Origin of the sequence: Candidatus Merdisoma sp. JLR.KK006 (genome assembly GCF_036941035.1) — a bacterium.
GTDB lineage: Bacteria > Bacillota > Clostridia > Lachnospirales > Lachnospiraceae > Laedolimicola.
Map to the genome: position 1 here is coordinate 1 of NZ_JAYMNS010000023.1, position 18592 is coordinate 18592.

Annotated in this window: 19 protein-coding genes; 16 read left to right on the forward strand and 3 right to left on the reverse strand. The window is 46.6% G+C overall.

Going from position 1 to position 18592, the window contains the following annotated elements:
• The first annotated feature begins 154 nt into the window (after positions 1–154).
• The 12 genes from rpsU to VSQ61_RS16040 all read left to right on the forward strand — a co-directional run bounded on the left by rpsU (position 155) and on the right by VSQ61_RS16040 (position 12278).
• Positions 155–331 carry a 30S ribosomal protein S21 gene (rpsU, locus tag VSQ61_RS15985; RefSeq protein WP_006864570.1) on the forward strand — a complete coding sequence of 59 codons (177 nt, stop codon included), beginning with the start codon at positions 155–157 and terminating at the stop codon, positions 329–331.
• Positions 332–864: 533 nt separating this feature from the next.
• Positions 865–1185: a hypothetical protein gene (locus tag VSQ61_RS15990; RefSeq protein WP_334345393.1), complete on the forward strand. Its 321-nt coding sequence runs from the start codon at positions 865–867 to the stop codon at positions 1183–1185.
• A 1-nt stretch (position 1186) separates the two neighbouring features.
• Complete coding sequence (locus VSQ61_RS15995; protein WP_334345394.1) at positions 1187–2224, forward strand: V0D/AC39 family V-type ATPase subunit; 1038 nt, start codon at positions 1187–1189, stop codon at positions 2222–2224.
• Between the two features lie 141 nt (positions 2225–2365).
• Positions 2366–4300 (forward strand): V-type ATP synthase subunit I, encoded by a 1935-nt coding sequence (locus VSQ61_RS16000; RefSeq protein ID WP_334345395.1) that lies wholly within the window; start codon positions 2366–2368, stop codon positions 4298–4300.
• A gap of 83 nt (positions 4301–4383) precedes the next feature.
• On the forward strand, positions 4384–4821 hold the full coding sequence (locus tag VSQ61_RS16005) for an ATP synthase subunit C (protein ID WP_334345396.1): 438 nt from the start codon (positions 4384–4386) through the stop codon (positions 4819–4821).
• Positions 4822–4917: 96 nt separating this feature from the next.
• Positions 4918–5226, forward strand: coding sequence for a V-type ATP synthase subunit F (locus VSQ61_RS16010; RefSeq protein WP_334345397.1), 309 nt, complete (start codon positions 4918–4920; stop codon positions 5224–5226).
• A 54-nt stretch (positions 5227–5280) separates the two neighbouring features.
• On the forward strand, positions 5281–5877 hold the full coding sequence (locus tag VSQ61_RS16015) for a V-type ATP synthase subunit E (RefSeq protein WP_502877052.1): 597 nt from the start codon (positions 5281–5283) through the stop codon (positions 5875–5877).
• A complete protein-coding gene (locus tag VSQ61_RS16020; protein WP_334345399.1) occupies positions 5870–7636 on the forward strand; it encodes a V-type ATP synthase subunit A in 1767 nt (588 codons plus the stop codon). Before VSQ61_RS16015 ends, VSQ61_RS16020 begins: the two co-directional genes overlap by 8 nt.
• A gap of 229 nt (positions 7637–7865) precedes the next feature.
• Positions 7866–9257: a V-type ATP synthase subunit B gene (locus VSQ61_RS16025; RefSeq protein WP_334345400.1), complete on the forward strand. Its 1392-nt coding sequence runs from the start codon at positions 7866–7868 to the stop codon at positions 9255–9257.
• The gene (locus tag VSQ61_RS16030; RefSeq protein ID WP_334345401.1) at positions 9250–9867 is read left to right on the forward strand and encodes a V-type ATP synthase subunit D; all 618 of its coding nucleotides are present in this window, start codon (positions 9250–9252) and stop codon (positions 9865–9867) included. Before VSQ61_RS16025 ends, VSQ61_RS16030 begins: the two co-directional genes overlap by 8 nt.
• Before the next feature lie 509 nt (positions 9868–10376).
• A complete protein-coding gene (locus tag VSQ61_RS16035) occupies positions 10377–10826 on the forward strand; it encodes a divergent PAP2 family protein (RefSeq protein WP_334345402.1) in 450 nt (149 codons plus the stop codon).
• A gap of 93 nt (positions 10827–10919) precedes the next feature.
• Positions 10920–12278 (forward strand): citrate/2-methylcitrate synthase, encoded by a 1359-nt coding sequence (locus VSQ61_RS16040; RefSeq protein ID WP_334345403.1) that lies wholly within the window; start codon positions 10920–10922, stop codon positions 12276–12278.
• A 202-nt stretch (positions 12279–12480) separates the two neighbouring features.
• Here VSQ61_RS16040 and sdaAA read toward each other — a convergent pair whose 3' ends face one another.
• From sdaAA to VSQ61_RS16055, 3 genes are read right to left on the reverse strand one after another with little or no spacing between them, the layout of a single operon-like run.
• Positions 12481–13359, reverse strand: coding sequence for an L-serine ammonia-lyase, iron-sulfur-dependent, subunit alpha (gene sdaAA / locus VSQ61_RS16045; RefSeq protein WP_334345404.1), 879 nt, complete (start codon positions 13357–13359; stop codon positions 12481–12483).
• Positions 13360–13393: 34 nt separating this feature from the next.
• Positions 13394–14053 (reverse strand): L-serine ammonia-lyase, iron-sulfur-dependent subunit beta, encoded by a 660-nt coding sequence (gene sdaAB / locus VSQ61_RS16050; protein ID WP_334345405.1) that lies wholly within the window; start codon positions 14051–14053, stop codon positions 13394–13396.
• 18 nt (positions 14054–14071) lie between these two features.
• Positions 14072–15271: a dicarboxylate/amino acid:cation symporter gene (locus VSQ61_RS16055; RefSeq protein WP_334345406.1), complete on the reverse strand. Its 1200-nt coding sequence runs from the start codon at positions 15269–15271 to the stop codon at positions 14072–14074.
• 383 nt (positions 15272–15654) lie between these two features.
• Here VSQ61_RS16055 and VSQ61_RS16060 point away from each other — a divergent pair, with 383 nt between their 5' ends.
• The 4 genes from VSQ61_RS16060 (at position 15655) to VSQ61_RS16075 (ending at position 18536) form a co-directional block, all read left to right on the forward strand.
• Positions 15655–16101 carry a GatB/YqeY domain-containing protein gene (locus tag VSQ61_RS16060; protein ID WP_334345407.1) on the forward strand — a complete coding sequence of 149 codons (447 nt, stop codon included), beginning with the start codon at positions 15655–15657 and terminating at the stop codon, positions 16099–16101.
• Positions 16094–16756, forward strand: coding sequence for a hypothetical protein (locus VSQ61_RS16065; RefSeq protein WP_334345408.1), 663 nt, complete (start codon positions 16094–16096; stop codon positions 16754–16756). The genes VSQ61_RS16060 and VSQ61_RS16065 overlap by 8 nt, the downstream gene beginning before the upstream one ends.
• Positions 16757–16821: 65 nt before the next feature.
• Positions 16822–17745: a DMT family transporter gene (locus tag VSQ61_RS16070; RefSeq protein WP_334345409.1), complete on the forward strand. Its 924-nt coding sequence runs from the start codon at positions 16822–16824 to the stop codon at positions 17743–17745.
• A gap of 74 nt (positions 17746–17819) precedes the next feature.
• Entirely contained in the window at positions 17820–18536 is a 717-nt protein-coding gene (locus VSQ61_RS16075; RefSeq protein ID WP_334345410.1) for a hypothetical protein, read from the forward strand.
• Positions 18537–18592: the final 56 nt, after the last annotated feature.

Here is an 18592-nt window from a genome sequence, read left to right on the forward strand (position 1 = left end):
TATGACAAATTTTGGTTATTTTTTGTAAGAAAAGCAGAAAAAGTGTTGACAGAACCTCCATAAACCCCTATAATCGTATGTGTGCAGTAAGAAGAACCCAGACAGTTGTGTCTCATGCACAATATACAACTGGAGGGAGGTTAGGTGTGATACTATGTCGAATGTAATCGTAAAAGAGAATGAGACTTTAGACAGCGCTTTACGCCGTTTTAAAAGAAACTGTGCCAAAGCAGGCATTCAGCAGGAAATTCGTAAAAGAGAACATTACGAGAAGCCGAGCGTAAGACGTAAGAAGAAATCTGAAGCAGCCAGAAAACGTAAATTTAATTAATTGTGCAAAAGCAATTATTCCCCGGCTTTTCAGCCGGGGAATTTTTTGCGCCGTTGCAGGATACTATTAAAAAAAATATCTGGTTTTTTTGTGTTTTTTGTCATTTTTACTATAGATTTTATTAATAAAAGAGTATAGTATATCAGTGAATGTAAAAGATGGAATCAGATGATGCGGAACTGGAATTAAAACAGCATTATCTGGACAGTGCACAGAAGAATTTACAGACGCAAGCATCTGCGGCTGGAAATACTTCTAAATAAGGGTGTATTGTTCGGGTAGTGCGGAACTGGAATTTAAAAACAGCAGTACACGAACAATGCACAGAAGGATTTACGGACGGATGTTATTACGGTCGGAAATACTTCTATAATGGGGTGTATTGTTCGGGTAGTGCGGAACTGGAATTTAAAAACAGCAGTACACGAACAATGCACAGAAGGATTTACGGACGGATGTTATTACGGCCGGAAATACTTCTATAATGGGGTGTATTGTTCGGGTACTGCGGAACTGGAATAGGAGGGAACAGCATGGAACAGATGGTGACTGTGTTGGGCAGGCTTTCTGAGATTGAAACTGCGGCTGTGAATGTGGAGAAAGAGGCAGCCAATGAAAAGAGACGGATTGCCAAGGTATACGAGCAGAAAACCATAGATTTTGATCAGCAGCTTGATGCGGAGACAGAAGAAAAGCTGAAAGAGATAAATGAAAAGCTGAAAGCGGATGCGGAGCAGGAGCTTTTGAAGATGCGTAAGGAGACTGAGCAGGAATTGGAATCCATGAAAAGGGAATATGATCAGAATCATGCAGAGCTTGCAGACAAGCTGTTTCATTATATTATAGGAGAGTAATATGGGCGGAGTTATGAGCTATGGTGCTCTTGCCACCAAGATCCGTGCCATGAAAAGCTATCTGTTAAAGGAAAAGGATTTTCGGAATCTGGCTCAGATGGAGAATGTTTCCCAGGCGATATCCTATTTGAAGCAGATCCCCTCTTACCGAATCGTGCTGGAGGGACAGGATGAGTCAAAGCTTCAACAAAGAGAGCTGGAGCGTCTGGTGGTGGGAACGCTGTATTACGATTTTTCCAAGCTTTATCGGTTTTGTGATAAGAGACAGAAAAAGCTGTTGGAGTGCTATTTTAGAAAGTTTGAGATTTCCGTAATTAAACGTGCTCTTCGGCGTATTTTCAATCACGGGGATCGGACGGGGGAGTCAAGAGAGCTGCGAAGCTTTTTCCAGAAGCTGTCCAATATTCATATGGAAGAATTGTCTCAGGCGGAGACGATTCCGGATCTTCTTACGGCACTGCGGGATACCAGCTATAAAAAGATACTTTCCGGCCTTGACAATGGAAATGAGCTGACACTTTTTGACTATGAGATGGCGCTGGATTTGTACTATTTTTCTGAGATTTGGAAGCAAAAGGACAAGATTTTAAGGGGAGCGGATTTGGAGATGATGAACCGCACCTTCGGAAGCCAGATTGATTTGCTGAATCTTACCTGGCTATGCCGGGCCAAAAAGTATTATCAGCTTCCTCTTACTTCCATCTATTCTTTGGTCATCCCGGTAGTGTATCGGCTCCGGCATGAGGAGATACGCGCCATGGCAACGGCTGCCGATGAAAAGGAGCTTCGGGAAATTCTGGCACGCACTTACTATGGAAGACATTTTGGAGAATTGACCGAAGGAGAACTGGAAAAGCTGTATAGGGGGTTCCTCGGACAGGTTTACGGGGAGGAACGGCGGAAGAATCCTTATTCCCTGGCAGTTGTGACAGCCTATCTTCACGATAAGGAGGAAGAGATTGATAAGCTGACTACCGTGCTGGAGGGAGTGCGATATGGGCTGGAACCCCGGGAAACTTTGGCATATATTAAAGCTTAATATAAGCGGTGCCGGAATAATACAGCAGTATTCCTTTAGACATGAGAACAATTTACGGTCGCCTGTCCTGCGAACGGGGATTGTTCTAAGTTAAGGATGTCATGGGATGCTGTGGAACTATAGATAGGAGGTATGGGAAGAGTGATTGTTAAAATGAATTTCTTAAGCATCACCGGCCCGAAGGATGACATTGAACGGATGGCCGAGCAGTACCTTTCCAAATATGAAATACAGTTGGAAAATGCACTGACTGAGCTTAAGACTGTGCAGAATTTAAGGCCTTATACAGATAAGAATCCCTATGATGAGGTTTTAAAGCAGGCAAAAGAATATCTGCCCCAGGATCTGAAAACCAGCCGGACCTTTCCGGATATGACGGTAACGGAGGCCATAGACCTCTTAAAGAAAGCCGAGAAAGAGCTTGAGGATCTGCAGGAGAAGAAAGCAAAGCTTTTGGAAAAGAAGGAGAAATGCAGGGATTCCCAGAATAAGATCGTGCCCTTTCAGGAGATTCCCTATGATATCCATGAGCTTTTGGGATTTCATCATGTAAAATACCGATTCGGACGTATTTCCAGGGAGTATTTTGAAAAGTTTGAACGGTATGTATATGATACCCTGGATACAATTTTTTATAAATGCCAGTGTGATGACAGCTATGTGTGGGGCGTTTATTTTGTACCGGCTTCTTTTGCGGAGAAGATTGATGCCGTGTATGCGTCCATGCATTTTGAGCATTTCTTTATGCCGGATGAATATGTGGGAACGCCGAAGGATGCCCTCAAGAAGCTGAAAGAGGGACTGGAAAGCTTAGATAAGGAACTTGCGGCAGTAGAACAGGAAATGAACCGGGTAGTGGCGGATCACGGAGATCAGCTGGCGGCGGCCTGCGACCTGCTGGAATACCGCAGGGAAACCTTCGAAATTCGGAAGTATGCGGCCATAACCAAAGAAAAAAATCAGGTGTTCTACATTTTGTGCGGCTGGATGCCGGAGGAACAGGCGGATGCTTTCCAGGCGGAGATTGAGCAGGATGAAAAAATCTTCGTGGTGGTGGAGGACGACCATGACAACGTGTTTAGTTCCCCTCCGACGAAGCTAAAGAACCCCAAGCTGTTCCGTCCCTTTGAGATGTATATTAAAATGTACGGGCTTCCGGCTTACAATGAGATGGACCCAACCATATTTGTAGCCCTGACCTATTCCTTTATTTTCGGAGCCATGTTCGGAGATGTGGGGCAGGGATTGGTACTTCTCATAGGCGGAGCCGTTCTATATAAGCTAAAGGGAATGGATCTGGCGGCCATAGTCTCCTGTGCAGGCATTTTTTCCACTTTGTTTGGATTTATGTATGGAAGCTTCTTTGGATTTGAGGATACGGTGATTCACCATATCTGGCTGAGCCCCAAAGAGGCAATGATGACCCTTCCGATCATCGGACAGATGAATACGGTCTTCGTAGTGGCTGTTGTATTCGGTATGTTTATGATTTTAACGGCTATGGTGCTTCACATACGTGTGAGCATCCGAAATAAGGATGCGGAGGGCTGGTTTGATCAAAACGGTGTGGCCGGATTTATCTTCTACGGCGCTCTGGCGGTTGTACTGTTCATGGTAATGAGCGGCCATGTGCTTCCGGCAGGCATTGTGCTTGGGGTAGTGTTCGGAATTCCCCTTTTGGCTATGTTTTTTAAGGAGCCTTTGACGGCAATGCTTGAGAAAAAGGGAAAAGGCATTGAGGGCGGTGTGGGAATGTATCTGGTACAGTCTTTCTTTGAGATGTTTGAGGTACTTCTAAGCTTTTTCTCCAACACCCTTTCCTTTGTCCGTGTGGGAGCCTTTGCAGTCAGCCATGCGGCCATGATGGAGGTAGTCCTTATGCTGGCAGGCTTTGAGGGCGGAAGCGGCAACTGGTTGGTTATCATCCTGGGCAACATCTTTGTCTGCGCCATGGAGGGACTGATTGTTGGAATCCAGGTATTAAGACTTCAGTATTACGAGCTGTTCAGCCGTTATTATAAAGGAACGGGCCAGGAATTTGTGCCTTATAAGATGAAAAAGGCGAAAGAAGCCTGAAATGAAATTAGGAACTAAAAACAGCACATTTTGTTCCGTGTACAGAGTGAAAGTTACGGAACTAAAAATAGGAGGAATAAGTTATGTCTATGTTAGTTAAGGTAATGTTGGTTGCAGCACTGGTGTTAAGTATTGTGGTTCCCTTTGGAGCATATTTCTTGGGAGAGAAGAGCCGGAAGCGTTATAAAACTTCTCTGGCCTGCAATTGCTTTTTCTTTTTCAGTACTCTGATTTTGGCATCGATTCTGGCTTACGGCGGCAATGTTCATGCGGCTGAGACGGCGGAAGCGGCTGCAAATTCCGGTTTTGCAACAGGACTTGGCTACATTGCGGCAGCTTTGGCAACCGGCGTTTCCGGTATCGGTTCCGGTATTGCCGTTGCATCTTCCGCAAGTGCGGCTCTTGGAGCTATCAGCGAGGATCAGAGCATATTTGGTAAGTCCATGATTTTCGTAGCCATGGCAGAGGGTATTGCTCTCTACGGTCTGATTATTTCCTTTATGATCTTAGGTAAGCTGTAAAATCAAATACCTTTCAGTAAGCTGACGGGACATTTGCTCTTTGCGGTATTGCCTGATGCAATGGCAGTATAAGAAGAAAGGCAGAAAATCAATCCTATGAAAATGTATTTGATAAGCGACAATATAGATACCTGCACGGGTATGCGTCTGGCTGGTGTTGAGGGCACGGTGGTTCAGGGAAAAGAGGAATTAAAGGCTGCTCTTGAACGGGTAATGGCGGATAAGGAGATTGCCATTGTGGTTCTGACCGAGAAGTTTGGACGTGAATATCCGGAGTTGATTGATGAGATACGTTTGAGCCGAAGTCTTCCTCTGCTCATAGAGATTCCTGACCGTCATGGTACGCAGAGAGGGGAGAATTTTATTACCTCTTATGTAAATGAGGCCATAGGCTTAAAAGTGTAATATAATTTGTAGCTGTGAAGACAGGGAACAGTTACTAAACAGTTTGGAAAGAAGGTGAAGCCTTTGACAATCGAAGAGAAGTTGCAGCATTTTATGGAGTATTCCATGGAAGAGGCCAGGGGCCGCTATGACAGAGAGATTAAGGAATATACGGATACCATGGAGGGGATTTTTCAGGAATACCAGGAAAATAGAAGGCGTCAGGAAAATTTGGAGATTAAGGCGGAGACGGAGCGACTGATTCGTGAGAATAACAAGCGTTTTTCGGAGGAACAGGTAAAGATCCGTCGGACTATAAGCAGTCTTCAGGAGGAATTGAAGGCGAAATTATTTGTGGAGATGAAGGATCGTCTGGCCCGCTTTGCGGAAAGCACCGAATATCATCAGCTTTTGGTGAAGCAGCTTCGGGAGGCTGTTGCATTTGCCAGAGAGGAAGAGGTCATTTTGTATATTGACCCGTCTGATGCAGAGCGCAGAACGAGTCTGGAGGTAGAAGCAGGAGCTCATGTCACGGTCAGCAGCTATTCCTTTTTAGGAGGAACCCGGGCCGTGATTCCCAAGAGAAATATTCTGATTGACAATTCCTTTGAGACGAAGCTTGCGGAGGCAAAAGAAAACTTTAAGCTTAGAGGAGGCACGGCAAATGAATAAAACAGGTGTTATTTACGGAATCAACGGACCTGTCGTGTACCTGAAAGGCAGTACGGAATTTAAGATGGCCGAGATGGTCTATGTGGGAAAAGAACGGCTGGTGGGAGAGGTTATCGGTCTGAACAAGGCTCAGACCACCATTCAGGTGTATGAGGAAACCACCGGAATTAAGCCGGGCGAGCTTGTGGAGGGGACCGGAGCGCCTATTTCCGTGGTACTGGCTCCCGGAATCTTGAATAATATTTATGACGGAATTGAACGTCCCCTAAATGAGATTGCCAAGGAGGGCGGCGCTTATATCAGCCGCGGTACGGTGGTGGATTCTCTGGATATGGACAAACGGTGGAAGGCTCATATGACGGTAGAGCCGGGAACACACGTAAGCGGCGGCTCCATTATTTGTGAGGTTCAGGAGACAACGGCTATTTTGCATAAGGTTATGGTTCCGCCGGACATGGAGGGAACGATTGTAAAGGTGATGCCGGACGGCGAGTATACCATTAAGGATACCATTGCCGTGCTGCAGCATGACGACGGAACGGAAGAAGAGCTTACCATGATGCAGAAGTGGCCTATCCGAGTGCCCCGTCCTACCAGAAAGCGTTATCCGGCGTCTAAGCCTCTGATTACAGGACAGCGGATTCTGGATACCCTGTTCCCCATTGCAAAGGGCGGAACAGCGGCCGTGCCGGGAGGCTTCGGAACCGGAAAGACTATGACCCAGCATCAGATTGCAAAGTGGTCCGATGCGGATATTATTATTTATATTGGCTGCGGTGAGCGTGGCAATGAGATGACCCAGGTGTTGGAAGAGTTTTCCGAGCTTGTGGACCCCAGATCAGGCAATCCTCTGATGGATCGGACGGCGCTTATTGCCAATACCTCCAATATGCCGGTGGCGGCCCGTGAAGCGAGTATCTATACCGGAATTACATTGGCGGAATATTATCGGGATATGGGTTACGATGTGGCGATTATGGCGGATTCCACTTCACGATGGGCAGAGGCTCTCCGTGAGCTTTCCGGACGTCTGGAGGAAATGCCTGCGGAGGAAGGCTTCCCGGCTTATCTGGCATCTCGTCTGTCTGCATTCTATGAGCGTGCAGGATTGATGCTGAACTTAAATGGTACGGAGGGAAGCGTATCCATTATCGGGGCCGTTTCTCCTCAGGGCGGTGATTTCTCTGAGCCTGTTACTCAGAATACCAAGCGGTTTGTCCGTTGCTTCTGGGGACTTGATAAGTCTTTGGCTTATGCAAGGCATTTCCCGGCCATTCATTGGCTGAGCAGCTACAGTGAGTATATCTCGGATCTGACGCCATGGTATAAGGATCATGTTTCCAAGGACTTTGTGGATTTAAGGAACCGTCTGATGGTGCTGCTTAATCAGGAAAGCAGCCTTATGGAGATTGTAAAACTAATCGGCAGTGATGTGCTTCCGGACGATCAGAAGCTGGTTTTGGAGATTGCAAGGGTGGTGCGCCTGGGCTTCCTTCAGCAGAATGCTTTCCATCCGGATGATACCTGTGTACCTATGGAAAAGCAGATGAAGATGATGCAGATCATTTTGTATCTTTACGATAAGGCGAGAGCCTTGATTGCTCTCAATATGCCTATGTCCGTACTTAAGTCAGAAAACATCTTCGAGCGAGTGATTGCCATCAAGTATGATGTGCCCAATAACCAGCTGGAGGATTTTGAGGGCTATCGGGAAGAGATTGATGCTTTTTATGACAGAGTTTTGGAAAAGAATGCATAAAACAGCAGAATTCGGTCAGTGCACAAAAGGATTTACGGACACATGTACCTGTGGCCGGAAATTCTTTTAGATCCCCGTGTACTGTCCGGATTCTGCGGAACTGGAATAAAAACAGCAGAATTCGGTCAGTGCACAAAAGGATTTACGGACACATGTACCTGTGGCCGGAAATTCTTTTAGATCCCCGTGTACTGTCCGGATTCTGCGGAACTGGAATAGGAGAATTTAAATGTCAATTGAATATTTAGGCTTAAGTGAAATCAATGGCCCTCTGATTGCATTGGAGGGTGTACAGGATGCCTCCTATGAAGAGATTGTGGAAATTACCATAGACGGTAAGAAAAAAGAGCTGGGACGAATCATTGAGTGTTATGAGGATAAGGCTGTGATTCAGGTATTCGGCGGTACGGATAATATATCACTTCGGAATACCCACACCAAGCTTACGGGCCATCCTATGGAGATTACCCTGTCTCCGGAGATTCTGGGGCGTACCTTTAATGGGATTGGCCAGCCTATTGACGGTTTGGGAGAGGTGGTTTCCGATATTCATCGGAATGTAAACGGCCAGCCTTTGAATCCGGTTATGCGTGAGTATCCCAGGAATTATATCCGGACGGGATTTTCTGCCATAGATGGTCTGACAACTTTGATCCGGGGACAGAAGCTTCCGATTTTTTCCGGTAACGGACTTCCTCATGATCAGCTTGCAGCCCAGCTGGTGCGGCAGGCTTCCTTGGGAGATGATTCGGATGAAGAGTTTGCCGTTGTGTTTGCGGCCATGGGCGTGAAGCATGATGTGGCGGAATTCTTCCGCCGTGCTTTTGAAGAGAGCGGCGTATTAGAGCATGTAACGATGTTTTTGAACCTGGCAAACGATCCGGTGGTGGAGCGTCTGATTACGCCCCGTGTGGCATTGACGGCGGCGGAATATCTGGCTTTTGAGTGCAACATGCACATTCTGGTTATTTTGACGGATATGACGTCCTTTGCGGAGGCTATGCGTGAGGTTTCTTCCTCCAAAGGGGAGATTCCGTCCAGAAAGGGTTATCCCGGTTATCTGTACAGCGAACTGGCTACCATCTATGAGCGTGCCGGTATTGTGCGGGGAGTAAATGGCTCCGTGACCCAGATTCCTATTTTGACGATGCCCAACGATGATATTACCCATCCCATTCCGGACTTGACGGGATATATTACGGAGGGGCAGATTGTACTGGATCGTGTTCTTCATGGTCAGGGTGTGTATCCGCCTATCAGCGTGCTTCCCTCTTTGTCCCGTTTGATGAAAGACGGTATCGGCGAGGGTTATACAAGAGGGGATCATCAGGACCTGGCAAATCAGCTGTTTTCCTCCTATGCAAAGGTGGGAGACGCCAGAGCGCTGGCATCTGTAATCGGCGAGGATGAGCTGTCGCCCATTGATAAAAAGTATCTGCTCTTTGGAAAAGCTTTTGAGGAGCGTTTTGTAGGCCAGGGCGCAGACGATAACCGGACGATCCAGGAGACCTTGGATATTGGCTGGGAGCTTCTTGGAATGCTGCCGAGAGAAGAGCTGGATCGAATTGATACGAAGATTTTGAATCAGTACTATAAGTCACAGGAGCAGATAGATGGATAATCAATCATTTCCTACAAAAGGCAATTTAATATTGGCTAAGAATTCTCTGGTACTGGCCCGCCTGGGTTATGAGCTGATGGATAAGAAGCGGAATATTCTTATCCGGGAGCTGATGGGTCTGGTGGAGCAGGCAAAGGATATTCAGATGGAGATCCGTACTACCTTCAAGACGGCTTATGAGGCGCTGCAGAAGGCCAATATCGAGCTTGGCAATAATTTCGTTTCGGATATTGCCCGGAATGTGCCGATTGAGGACACCATTGAGGTGAAGCTTCGGAGTATTATGGGAACGGAGATTCCCCTGGTGCGTTACGATGCGGCAACCCGTAAGCCGGCTTATGCCTTTTACAGTACGAGAGAGTCTTTGGATATTGCCCGTGTGTGCTTTGAGAAGGTGAAGGATTTGACCTTAAAGCTTGCCATGGTGGAGAACTCCGCTTATCTTCTGGCAACGAATATTAAGAAGGCCCAGAAGAGGGCCAATGCCTTGCAGAATATTACGATTCCCAGATATGAAACTTTGGCGAAAGACATTGCAAATGCGCTGGAGGAGAAAGAGCGGGAGGAGTTTACAAGGCTTAAGGTAATTAAGAGAATGCATACGGGTTGAAGCTTTATGAAGTATGATTTGAGCGTCCCAGTTTGGGACGCTCTGTTTTTCTTTATTATAATAGTATGTACTGCTGTCAATAAAAAACGCATTGAATTTGACAATTCAATTTATTAAAATTGCATCTTTTTTGAGTATCATAATATATTAAATCGCACTGAATTTGACGATCTAATTCTGAAAAATCGCATTTTTTTTGACGATCTTCAGTGGAAATCAGGTTCGATGCTCTAAATTATGAATGAAATTTAATACAAAGCCTAAAATGCATACTGTATGGGTATGTAAAAAGAATAGAATAGTTGTTACCGTTCACACCCATGGTGTTCACAGTAACGAATAGTTGCCTGGTTTCAAAAGGTATTATTTACCTGTGCTTGCCAGACAGAAAAAGATCCGCTATAATGGACAAAGATGTTTTTGACATAGCGGGAACAGGAGCGGTTGTGATTTTTGCTTAGTTCCGGGAAAATCCACGAGACAAAAGGAGAGGCAGGAATACATAAGGGATGAGCGGCTTTGAAGCATTAATAGGAAATACACTTTTAATAAGCGCAGTAACGGGCTGGTTTGTAGCTCAGGTGCTAAAGACCCTGATACATGCATGGGTAAACAAAGGCTTTGATCTGGAGCGTCTGATTGGCTCCGGCGGTATGCCGAGCTCCCACGCATCCACGGTCTGCGCTCTGGCCGTATCCGCAGGGAAAGAATACGGTGTCGGATCCCCGGTGTTTGCGGTGACGGCGATTCTGGCAATCATTGTGATGCATGATGCTATGGGAGTGCGCCTGGAGACGGGAAAGCAGGCAAAGCTGCTCAATCAGATACTGGACAGCTTTAAGACCTTGGAGGGGAAAAAGCTGACAGAGGAAAAGCTGAAGGAATTTGTAGGCCACACGCCTTTGCAGGTGTTGATGGGGGCTATCCTTGGTATATTGATAGGATGGCTCATGGGATAGGATATAGGCTTTTGAAAAGAGTTTAACTTAGGGGAATTTTTCGAGCTTACTTAGTGATACTGGATTGGAACCGAAGTACGAGAGGAGAACATTATGAAGAAAGAAATACAAGTAGATAAGAGACTGGAAAAGCTGGTGGAATACAGTATGCGTTCCGGCCGAATTGACGGAAAGCTTTATGAGGAATATGATGTAAAGAGGGGCCTGCGTGATTCTTCTGGTAAGGGTGTTTTGACAGGCCTTACGGAGATTTCCGATGTAGTGTCCTTTGGCTATGTTGACGGTGAAAAGGTTCCCATTGACGGGGAGCTTTACTTTCAGGGCGTCAATGTACAGGATTTGGTAAAGGGATTTGCCAACCGGCGTTTTGCATTTGAGGAAGCAACCTACCTTTTGCTGTTTGGAAAGCTGCCCACGAAGGAGCAGTTAGATGAGTTTATAGAACTTTTAGGGGAATTCCGAAGCCTGCCGGATACCTTTGTCCGGGATGTGGTGATGAAGGCCCCAAGCTCTAATATGATGAATACCTTGCAGAAATGCGTGCTGACCCTCTATTCTTATGATGAGAATCCAGAGGACATTTCCATTTCCAATGTGCTGCAGCAGTCTTTAAAGCTGATTGCCCAGTTCCCTCTGTTCTGCGTGTACGGCTATCATGCTTACCGCCATTATCATCTGGATAAGAGCCTGATTATCCGCAATCCAAAGCCGGAGCTTTCCACAGCAGAGAATATCCTGCGTCTTCTCCGGAAAGACGGAACCTATACGGAATTGGAGGCGAAAGTTCTGGATGTGGCATTGGTGCTTCATGCGGAGCATGGCGGCGGTAATAACTCAACCTTTACCACCCATGTAGTTTCTTCTACAGGCACAGACACTTATTCTGCGGTAGCAGCTTCTCTTGGTTCCCTGAAAGGGCCGAAACACGGCGGTGCAAACCTGAAGGTACAGGAGATGTTCCGGGATATTAAGTCCCATGTGAGCAACTGGAAGGATGAAGAAGCGCTTCGTTCGTATTTGGTGCGTATTCTGCGTAAGGAAGCTTTTGACAGAGCCGGCCTTATCTATGGAATCGGACATGCTGTTTATACGGAATCCGATCCAAGAGCAGTGATTCTAAAGGAATATGCAAGAAAGCTTTCCGAAGAAAAGGGATTGACCAGAGAGTTTGAATTATATGAGAGGGTGGAGCGAATCGGAGGCGAGTGTCTCATGTCAGGGCGAAAGCTTTTAAAGCCCGTATGTGCCAATGTGGACTTCTACAGCGGTTTTGTCTACAGTATGCTGGGGCTTCCGGCAGAGCTGTTCACTCCGATTTTCGCTATTTCACGTATCTCCGGATGGAGTGCCCACCGGATCGAGGAGCTGGCAAATGCAGGCAAGATTGTCCGGCCGGCTTACAAGTATGTAGGGCATCATGTGGCTTATGAGGAACTGGAGGAACGGAAGTAAGACAATTCGGAAGAATTCCCCCAGTGTAAGGCAATGAGAAGGCAAAATGAAGATCTATGGAAGCAGCTTCATCAAAAGAGGATGTTATCATATGCTTAATGAATGGAAAGACCTAAAAAAATGCGGAGCCATAAAAGGTTCCGCATTTTTTCAATTACGTAATATGATTTTTATCACCATATTTATCAATACTTATGAGAACTTAGGTCTCTCCGAATACCTGTTTTTTCAACCGGATACCCGTAGGCGTTGCGGCTAAGCCCGCCTGAGAGGTTTCTTTTAAAGAACAGGGAAGCATATCCCCCACCTGTCTCATGGCAAGTACACATTCATCTACCGGAATCTTGCTTTCCACACCGGCAAGAGCCATTTCCGCAGAGGTGAAGGCAATAGCGATTCCTGAGACATTCCGTTTGATACAGGGGATTTCCACAAGTCCGGCTACGGGATCGCACACAAGGCCCAACTGGTTTTTGATAGCCATAGCACAGGCATGAGCAGCCTGCCCAGGCGTTCCCCCTGCCAGCTCTACAAGGGCTGCCGCTGCCATGGCAGAGGCGGAACCGCATTCCGCCTGACATCCCCCCTGGGCGCCGGCAATAGAGGCATTGTTGGCAATCACCATTCCCATGGCTCCGGCCGTAAAAAGCGCCATAACAGCGGCATGCTCATTACAGCGTCCCTCCTCCAGCATAGAGACAAGGGTTCCAGGCAGGATACCGCAGGAACCGGCAGTGGGAGAGGCCACAATCTTTCCCATGGCGGCATTATATTCCGATACGGCAATTGCGCGGGCCATAGCATGATTTAAGAAATTTCCCGTAATGCCTCCTGTATTGGCATAAGCCTCTACCTTTGCCGCATCGCCGCCGGTAAGACCGGAGGTGGAACGAAGCCTGGGGTTTTTGCCTTCCTTCACGGCTTCCTGCATGACGTGGAGACTGTCCTTCATACGATTATATAATTCTTCTTCCGATAACTCCATTTGCTCAGCCTGATCGGACAGCACCAGAGCAGATATGGATATATTATTTTGTTCTGCGGCATCACAGATAGCCGCAATGGAATCATAGTCCAGCATATACATTTACTCCTGTTTAATTGGTAACAGATCTTTAAATAGCACGAATCAAAACCACATTAATAATATTGGGAAGGATACGCAGGCTTTGAATGAGATTTTCCGCTACATCCCCATCCACTTCAATGGTCATAACCGCTTCTCCGCCTTTTCTTGGTCGGGTCAGACGGAAGTTGCCGATGTTCGTTCCCGAATAAGCCATAAAATTGGTTACGGCGGCGATCGTCCCCGGTCTGTCGTGATGCAGTACCATCAAAGTGTTATACTGTCCGGTAAAGGATACCTCCATACCATTAATCTCCGTAACCAGAATATTGCCGCCTCCGATGCTGGCACCCTGCACAACACATTCCCCGCCATTTTCTCCCTTTAAATGGATTCGTGCCGTATTGGGGTGGGCTCCGGGAATATCTTCCCCATGAAAAGAATAAACCAATCCTTCTTCATTGGCAATGGTTAGAGAACGGCGGATTCTTTCATCATAGGAATGCATGCCCATGATGCCTGCAATCAGCGCCTTATCCGTACCGTGTCCCCGGTAAGTCTGAGCAAAGGAGCCGGACAGACGGATATCTGCCCAGACTGCTTTTTCTTCAAGGATTTTCCATGCCACACGCCCCAGGCGCACAGCTCCGGCCGTGTGGGAGCTGGAAGGGCCAATCATTACAGGGCCGATAATATCAAATACATTCATATAATAGTCCTCGGTTTTCTATTTCTTGATCCACTTTTCGTAGATTGTATTTACAATAACGCCGATTGCATTATCACCGGATACATTACATGCGGTTCCAAAGGAGTCCTGTGTAATGTACAGTGCAACCATGATTGCACAGATAGGTCCGTCCGGGTTGCCTGCTTCCGCACCGAAGATCATATAAAGGAAGGGCAGTGCGGTCATAATGGATCCGCCCGGGGCGCCGGGAGAAGCTACCATAGCGATTCCAAGAGTCATAATAAAAGGAATCACTGTACCAAGGCTGATGGGAAGCTGATTCATCAGACATACGGCCGTAGCACAGGCTGTGATAGTGATCATGGAGCCTGCCATATGAATATTGGCGCACAGAGGAACTACAAAATTGCGGATTTGCTCGGATACGCCGTCATTTTTTGCACACTCCAGATTGACCGGAATCGTAGCAGCTGAGGATTGCGTTCCTAAAGCGGTAGTATACCCGGGAATCTGGTTCTTAATAAGCATAACAGGGTTCTTTTTGCTGATGGTTCCGGCAATAATAAACTGAATGGTGATGCAAATCAGATGCATGAGAATCACCACCAGGAATACCTTCCATAAAATACTTAAAATTGCAAAGGTTTTGCCGGACTTTGTCATATCCGTAAAGGTTCCGCAGATATAAAGAGGAAGCAGGGGAATAATAACCGTATGGAGCACCTTGTCAATGACACTGGAAAAATCCTTCATGCCGTTATAAAGGCTGTTCCCCATTTCTTTTCCCTTCATAGTAGACAGGCACAGTCCGAGAACAAAGGCAAGGGCCACTGCGGATAAAGTATCCAGAAGGGGCTGAAGCGAAATGCTGAAATAGGAGCTTAAGGAATTGTCCGCTGTTGCGGCGATCTGCTCCATGGCCTCCGGACTCATAAAGCTTGGGAATAATCCGCTGGCCACCAGATAAGAACAGGTTCCGGCAATCAGAGTAGAGCCGTAGGCAAGACAGACGGTAATCACAAGCAGCTTTCCGGCTCCCTGGCTTAAGTCCGCAATTCCCATAGTGACATAGGCAACAATCATCAGCGGAATTATAAACTTTAGGAAAGTGCTGAACAAACCGGAAGCGGTAACAACCACCCGGCAGATGCTCTCAGGCAGGAACTGCCCGAATAAAATACCAAGAATAATGGCAATGATGAGTTTTGGCACAAGGCCCAGTTTCTTTTTCTCCATGTTACAACCCTCCATAAGTTTTTTGTGTTCTTTCCTCTCAAAAATGCAATGTCCGCCAAGGAAAGAATTTGTCTTTTGCAAACAGACAAAACCACCAAAAGTGTATTTGAGTGAGATACAATTACAGAATACCTGTTTATCAAATAAAAAGCAAGTGTTTGCGGCAAAATATTTTATTCTTTTTTAATATTTCTTTTATATTTTTTTAAGGATATCCTTTGTAAAAGTGAAACATGAATTTTCATTACTCGAAAACCTTGAAATCTATTCCAAATACGATTAAAATAAATAAAGATTTCGCAAATGCGGAACCGGATAAAAACAGCGATAGCCTGACAGCGCCGAAAGGGGCTGTTGCGCAACTATGAATAAAGGAGAATAATATGAGTAAAATTGACGAAATTCGCACAGAAATGATGAAAGCCATGAAAAATAAGGAAAAGGAACGAAAGGAAACCCTGTCCATGCTTTTGGCAGCCTTGAAAAACAAAGCCATAGACAAACGGGCGGATCTGACCGTGGAGGAGGAGTATGAGGTTATCAAAAAGGAAATGAAGCAGACAAAAGAAACGATGGATCTGGCCCCGGCAGATAGGACGGATATCATAGAACAATGCAAAGCTCGCCTTGCCGTGCTTTCTGAGTTTGCACCGGAGGAGATGAGTGAGGAGGCTATCCGGGCGGTCATTAAAGAAGTAATGGACAGCCTTGGCATTACGGAACCTACGGGCAAGGATAAGGGAAAGATCATGAAAGAGCTGATGCCAAAGGTAAAAGGAAAGGCAGACGGTGCCCTGGTTAATAAATTAGTAGGAGAAATTCTTGCGTAAGCGTCTGACACTGCTCTGTCTGGTGGCTATAGCGGTCCTGTGTGGCTGCAGCGGAACCAGGACGGGAGAGGTGTCAGTACCTGAGGTGCAGGATATAGGGCAGGCGGGAATAGAGGAAGAGGAAGTTCAGGAGCCGGAGCCGATTGTGGTAGGAAAAGAGCCTGGAAGTGTTTTAGGGGAAGAAGAGGTTGTCCTGATGCGGGAGGGAGAGACCGTCAGTGTACCCTATAACAGGATACAGGGCATCAATGACTTTACCATAGCCTATGATCCGGAAAGCTTTACCCTTGAGACTGCCAATAATGAACTGTGCTTTTATTCCCATTCTTATGGGGCGGACTCGGAGACACCCGTATTTGTAAAGATTACGGAATCAGAAGAAGAATCTTCAGAGACCCTGGCAGACCAATACGTGGCTGACAGCAATGAAGAATGCATGGTAGAAGAGGTGACCATAGGAGAGGGCGAATATCCGGCCGCCTGGATCAGCTATTCCGAAGGAACAGATTCTGGGAGCCGCACCTGCGACATCTATATTTTCCGCTATAATGAAAGGCTTTATGTGGCTCAGATGGACTGCTTTGTAGAAGCTTATGAAAGCCTGGGTGCAATACAGGAAAGCATATTGTCCACCCTGCGTTTCGATGAAGGATAGGTGTGGCTGTCTTATGTCCCGACAGCCACATGAATCTGTAAAATAACGAAAAGGAATACATTCACATGACCTCACGACAGATAAGACAATCTTTTATATTGCTTCTAACCGCCATCATCTGGGGCGTGGCTTTTGTGGCCCAGAGCGTAGGCATGGACTATGTAGGTCCATTCACGTTCATCTGCGTACGTTCCCTCATCGGCGGCCTGGTATTGATTCCCTGCATCGCTCTGTTGAATAAATGGAAAGTCCAGGCTAAAGAAGCATCCACAGACTGCAAATCAGCAAAAGAAGACAGAGGAAAGCTATTGTGGGGCGGTATCTGCTGTGGATTGGCTCTCTGCTTTGCAAGCTGTTTCCAGCAATTTGGAATCCTCTATACCTCTGTAGGGAAAGCGGGCTTCCTTACCGCCTTTTACATCATCATTGTCCCTGTATTGGGCTTGTTTTTCGGTAAAAAATGCGGTCCTTTCGTATGGATAGGTGTCCTGCTGGCACTGGCAGGGCTCTATTTCCTGTGTATGACCGAAAGCCTGCGTTTGGGGACGGGGGACATCCTGGTATTCATCTGTGCCTGTCTGTTCTCCATCCACATCTTGGTGATCGATTACTTCACCCAATATGCAGACGGCGTAAAGATGTCCTGTATCCAATTCTTTGTCTGCGGAATCGTATCCGGAATTGCCATGCTGATTTTTGAAAAACCGGAACTTGGCCAGCTCCTTGCCGCCTGGAAGCCTGTTCTCTATGCAGGTGTACTCTCAAGCGGGGCCGGTTACACCCTGCAGATCGTAGGTCAAAAAGACATGAACCCGACCGTGGCATCCCTAATCTTAAGCCTGGAATCCGTAGTGTCCGTTCTGGCAGGCATGCTGCTTTTGAATCAGCACCTGACAAGCAGGGAGTTGTTAGGATGTACCCTTATGTTCGCCGCAATCATCCTGGCCCAGATTCCGCAGAAAACGAAAAAAGGGAAGAGAGGTCTTTGAGTCTTGAGAACCAAGATTCTGTATCTGAAAAACCGACAGTAAAATATTACCACAAAGAGAGAAGAAACGAAAAAATGAAAAAGATATGTATGTACCTGCTTATGACTATGCTATTGTGCCTGACCGCATGCAAAGGAGCAAAAGACAAGGAACTTTCGGAACCCTCTGAAAATACGGCGGATACAAACGAAAACCAACAAGAAGAATCCCAGGAAACAGAAGCCCTCACTCCCGCCGAACCGGAATCACAGTCCCAGGCAGAAGAAGCCTTTGAGCTTACCGACCAGGGAAAAGCATTTTTGGAGCAAATGTGCCGAACCTTAAACGATTTCGATTCACAGACGGAAAAAGACAAGGCATTTTATAGAGACTTTCTGTTCTATTCCTATACCGGCGTACCCGAGGGTATGGAAACGGAACAGATATATCGTGAAGATTTGCAAATCGAAGAAACCGTTGTCAAGGTGCCCGAGCAGGAAGCGGAGGCCTACGCAAAGCTGGTATTCGGCACGGAACTGCCGGAGGAAGCAAAACCAGCCCTTGAAGAAATGGAAGAGGGCCAGACAGCCTGCTACTATGAGGACGGCTTCTATTACATAGGCGTATCCGACTTCCCGGATGTCCAGTACACATTCACAGATTATGAAGAATCCGATAACACCATCACGGTGCGATATAGCATCCAATATGAAGACGAAAGTGATGCAGGAATCGTAAGCTTCACCCTGGAGCCGGCAGAAAATGAGAACGGCTTCATTATTACATCGAAAGCTGCGGAATTCACCAATTAGGGCGAGACCTGGTTGAATTTTCCACTCCAATCCACTATAATAGAACAAGAAAAAGC

Bases quoted from the DNA above. Each gene is read 5' to 3' on its own strand.
- rpsU (WP_006864570.1), top strand. From the start codon at position 155: ATGTCGAATGTAATCGTAAAAGAGAATGAGACTTTAGACAGCGCTTTA.
- VSQ61_RS15990 (WP_334345393.1), top strand. From the start codon at position 865: ATGGAACAGATGGTGACTGTGTTGGGCAGGCTTTCTGAGATTGAAACT.
- VSQ61_RS15995 (WP_334345394.1), top strand. From the start codon at position 1,187: ATGGGCGGAGTTATGAGCTATGGTGCTCTTGCCACCAAGATCCGTGCC.
- VSQ61_RS16005 (WP_334345396.1), top strand. From the start codon at position 4,384: ATGTCTATGTTAGTTAAGGTAATGTTGGTTGCAGCACTGGTGTTAAGT.
- VSQ61_RS16010 (WP_334345397.1), top strand. From the start codon at position 4,918: ATGAAAATGTATTTGATAAGCGACAATATAGATACCTGCACGGGTATG.
- VSQ61_RS16020 (WP_334345399.1), top strand. From the start codon at position 5,870: ATGAATAAAACAGGTGTTATTTACGGAATCAACGGACCTGTCGTGTAC.
- VSQ61_RS16025 (WP_334345400.1), top strand. From the start codon at position 7,866: ATGTCAATTGAATATTTAGGCTTAAGTGAAATCAATGGCCCTCTGATT.
- VSQ61_RS16030 (WP_334345401.1), top strand. From the start codon at position 9,250: ATGGATAATCAATCATTTCCTACAAAAGGCAATTTAATATTGGCTAAG.
- VSQ61_RS16035 (WP_334345402.1), top strand. From the start codon at position 10,377: ATGAGCGGCTTTGAAGCATTAATAGGAAATACACTTTTAATAAGCGCA.
- VSQ61_RS16040 (WP_334345403.1), top strand. From the start codon at position 10,920: ATGAAGAAAGAAATACAAGTAGATAAGAGACTGGAAAAGCTGGTGGAA.
- sdaAA (WP_334345404.1), bottom strand. From the start codon at position 13,359: ATGCTGGACTATGATTCCATTGCGGCTATCTGTGATGCCGCAGAACAA.
- sdaAB (WP_334345405.1), bottom strand. From the start codon at position 14,053: ATGAATGTATTTGATATTATCGGCCCTGTAATGATTGGCCCTTCCAGC.
- VSQ61_RS16055 (WP_334345406.1), bottom strand. From the start codon at position 15,271: ATGGAGAAAAAGAAACTGGGCCTTGTGCCAAAACTCATCATTGCCATT.
- VSQ61_RS16060 (WP_334345407.1), top strand. From the start codon at position 15,655: ATGAGTAAAATTGACGAAATTCGCACAGAAATGATGAAAGCCATGAAA.
- VSQ61_RS16070 (WP_334345409.1), top strand. From the start codon at position 16,822: ATGACCTCACGACAGATAAGACAATCTTTTATATTGCTTCTAACCGCC.
- VSQ61_RS16075 (WP_334345410.1), top strand. From the start codon at position 17,820: ATGAAAAAGATATGTATGTACCTGCTTATGACTATGCTATTGTGCCTG.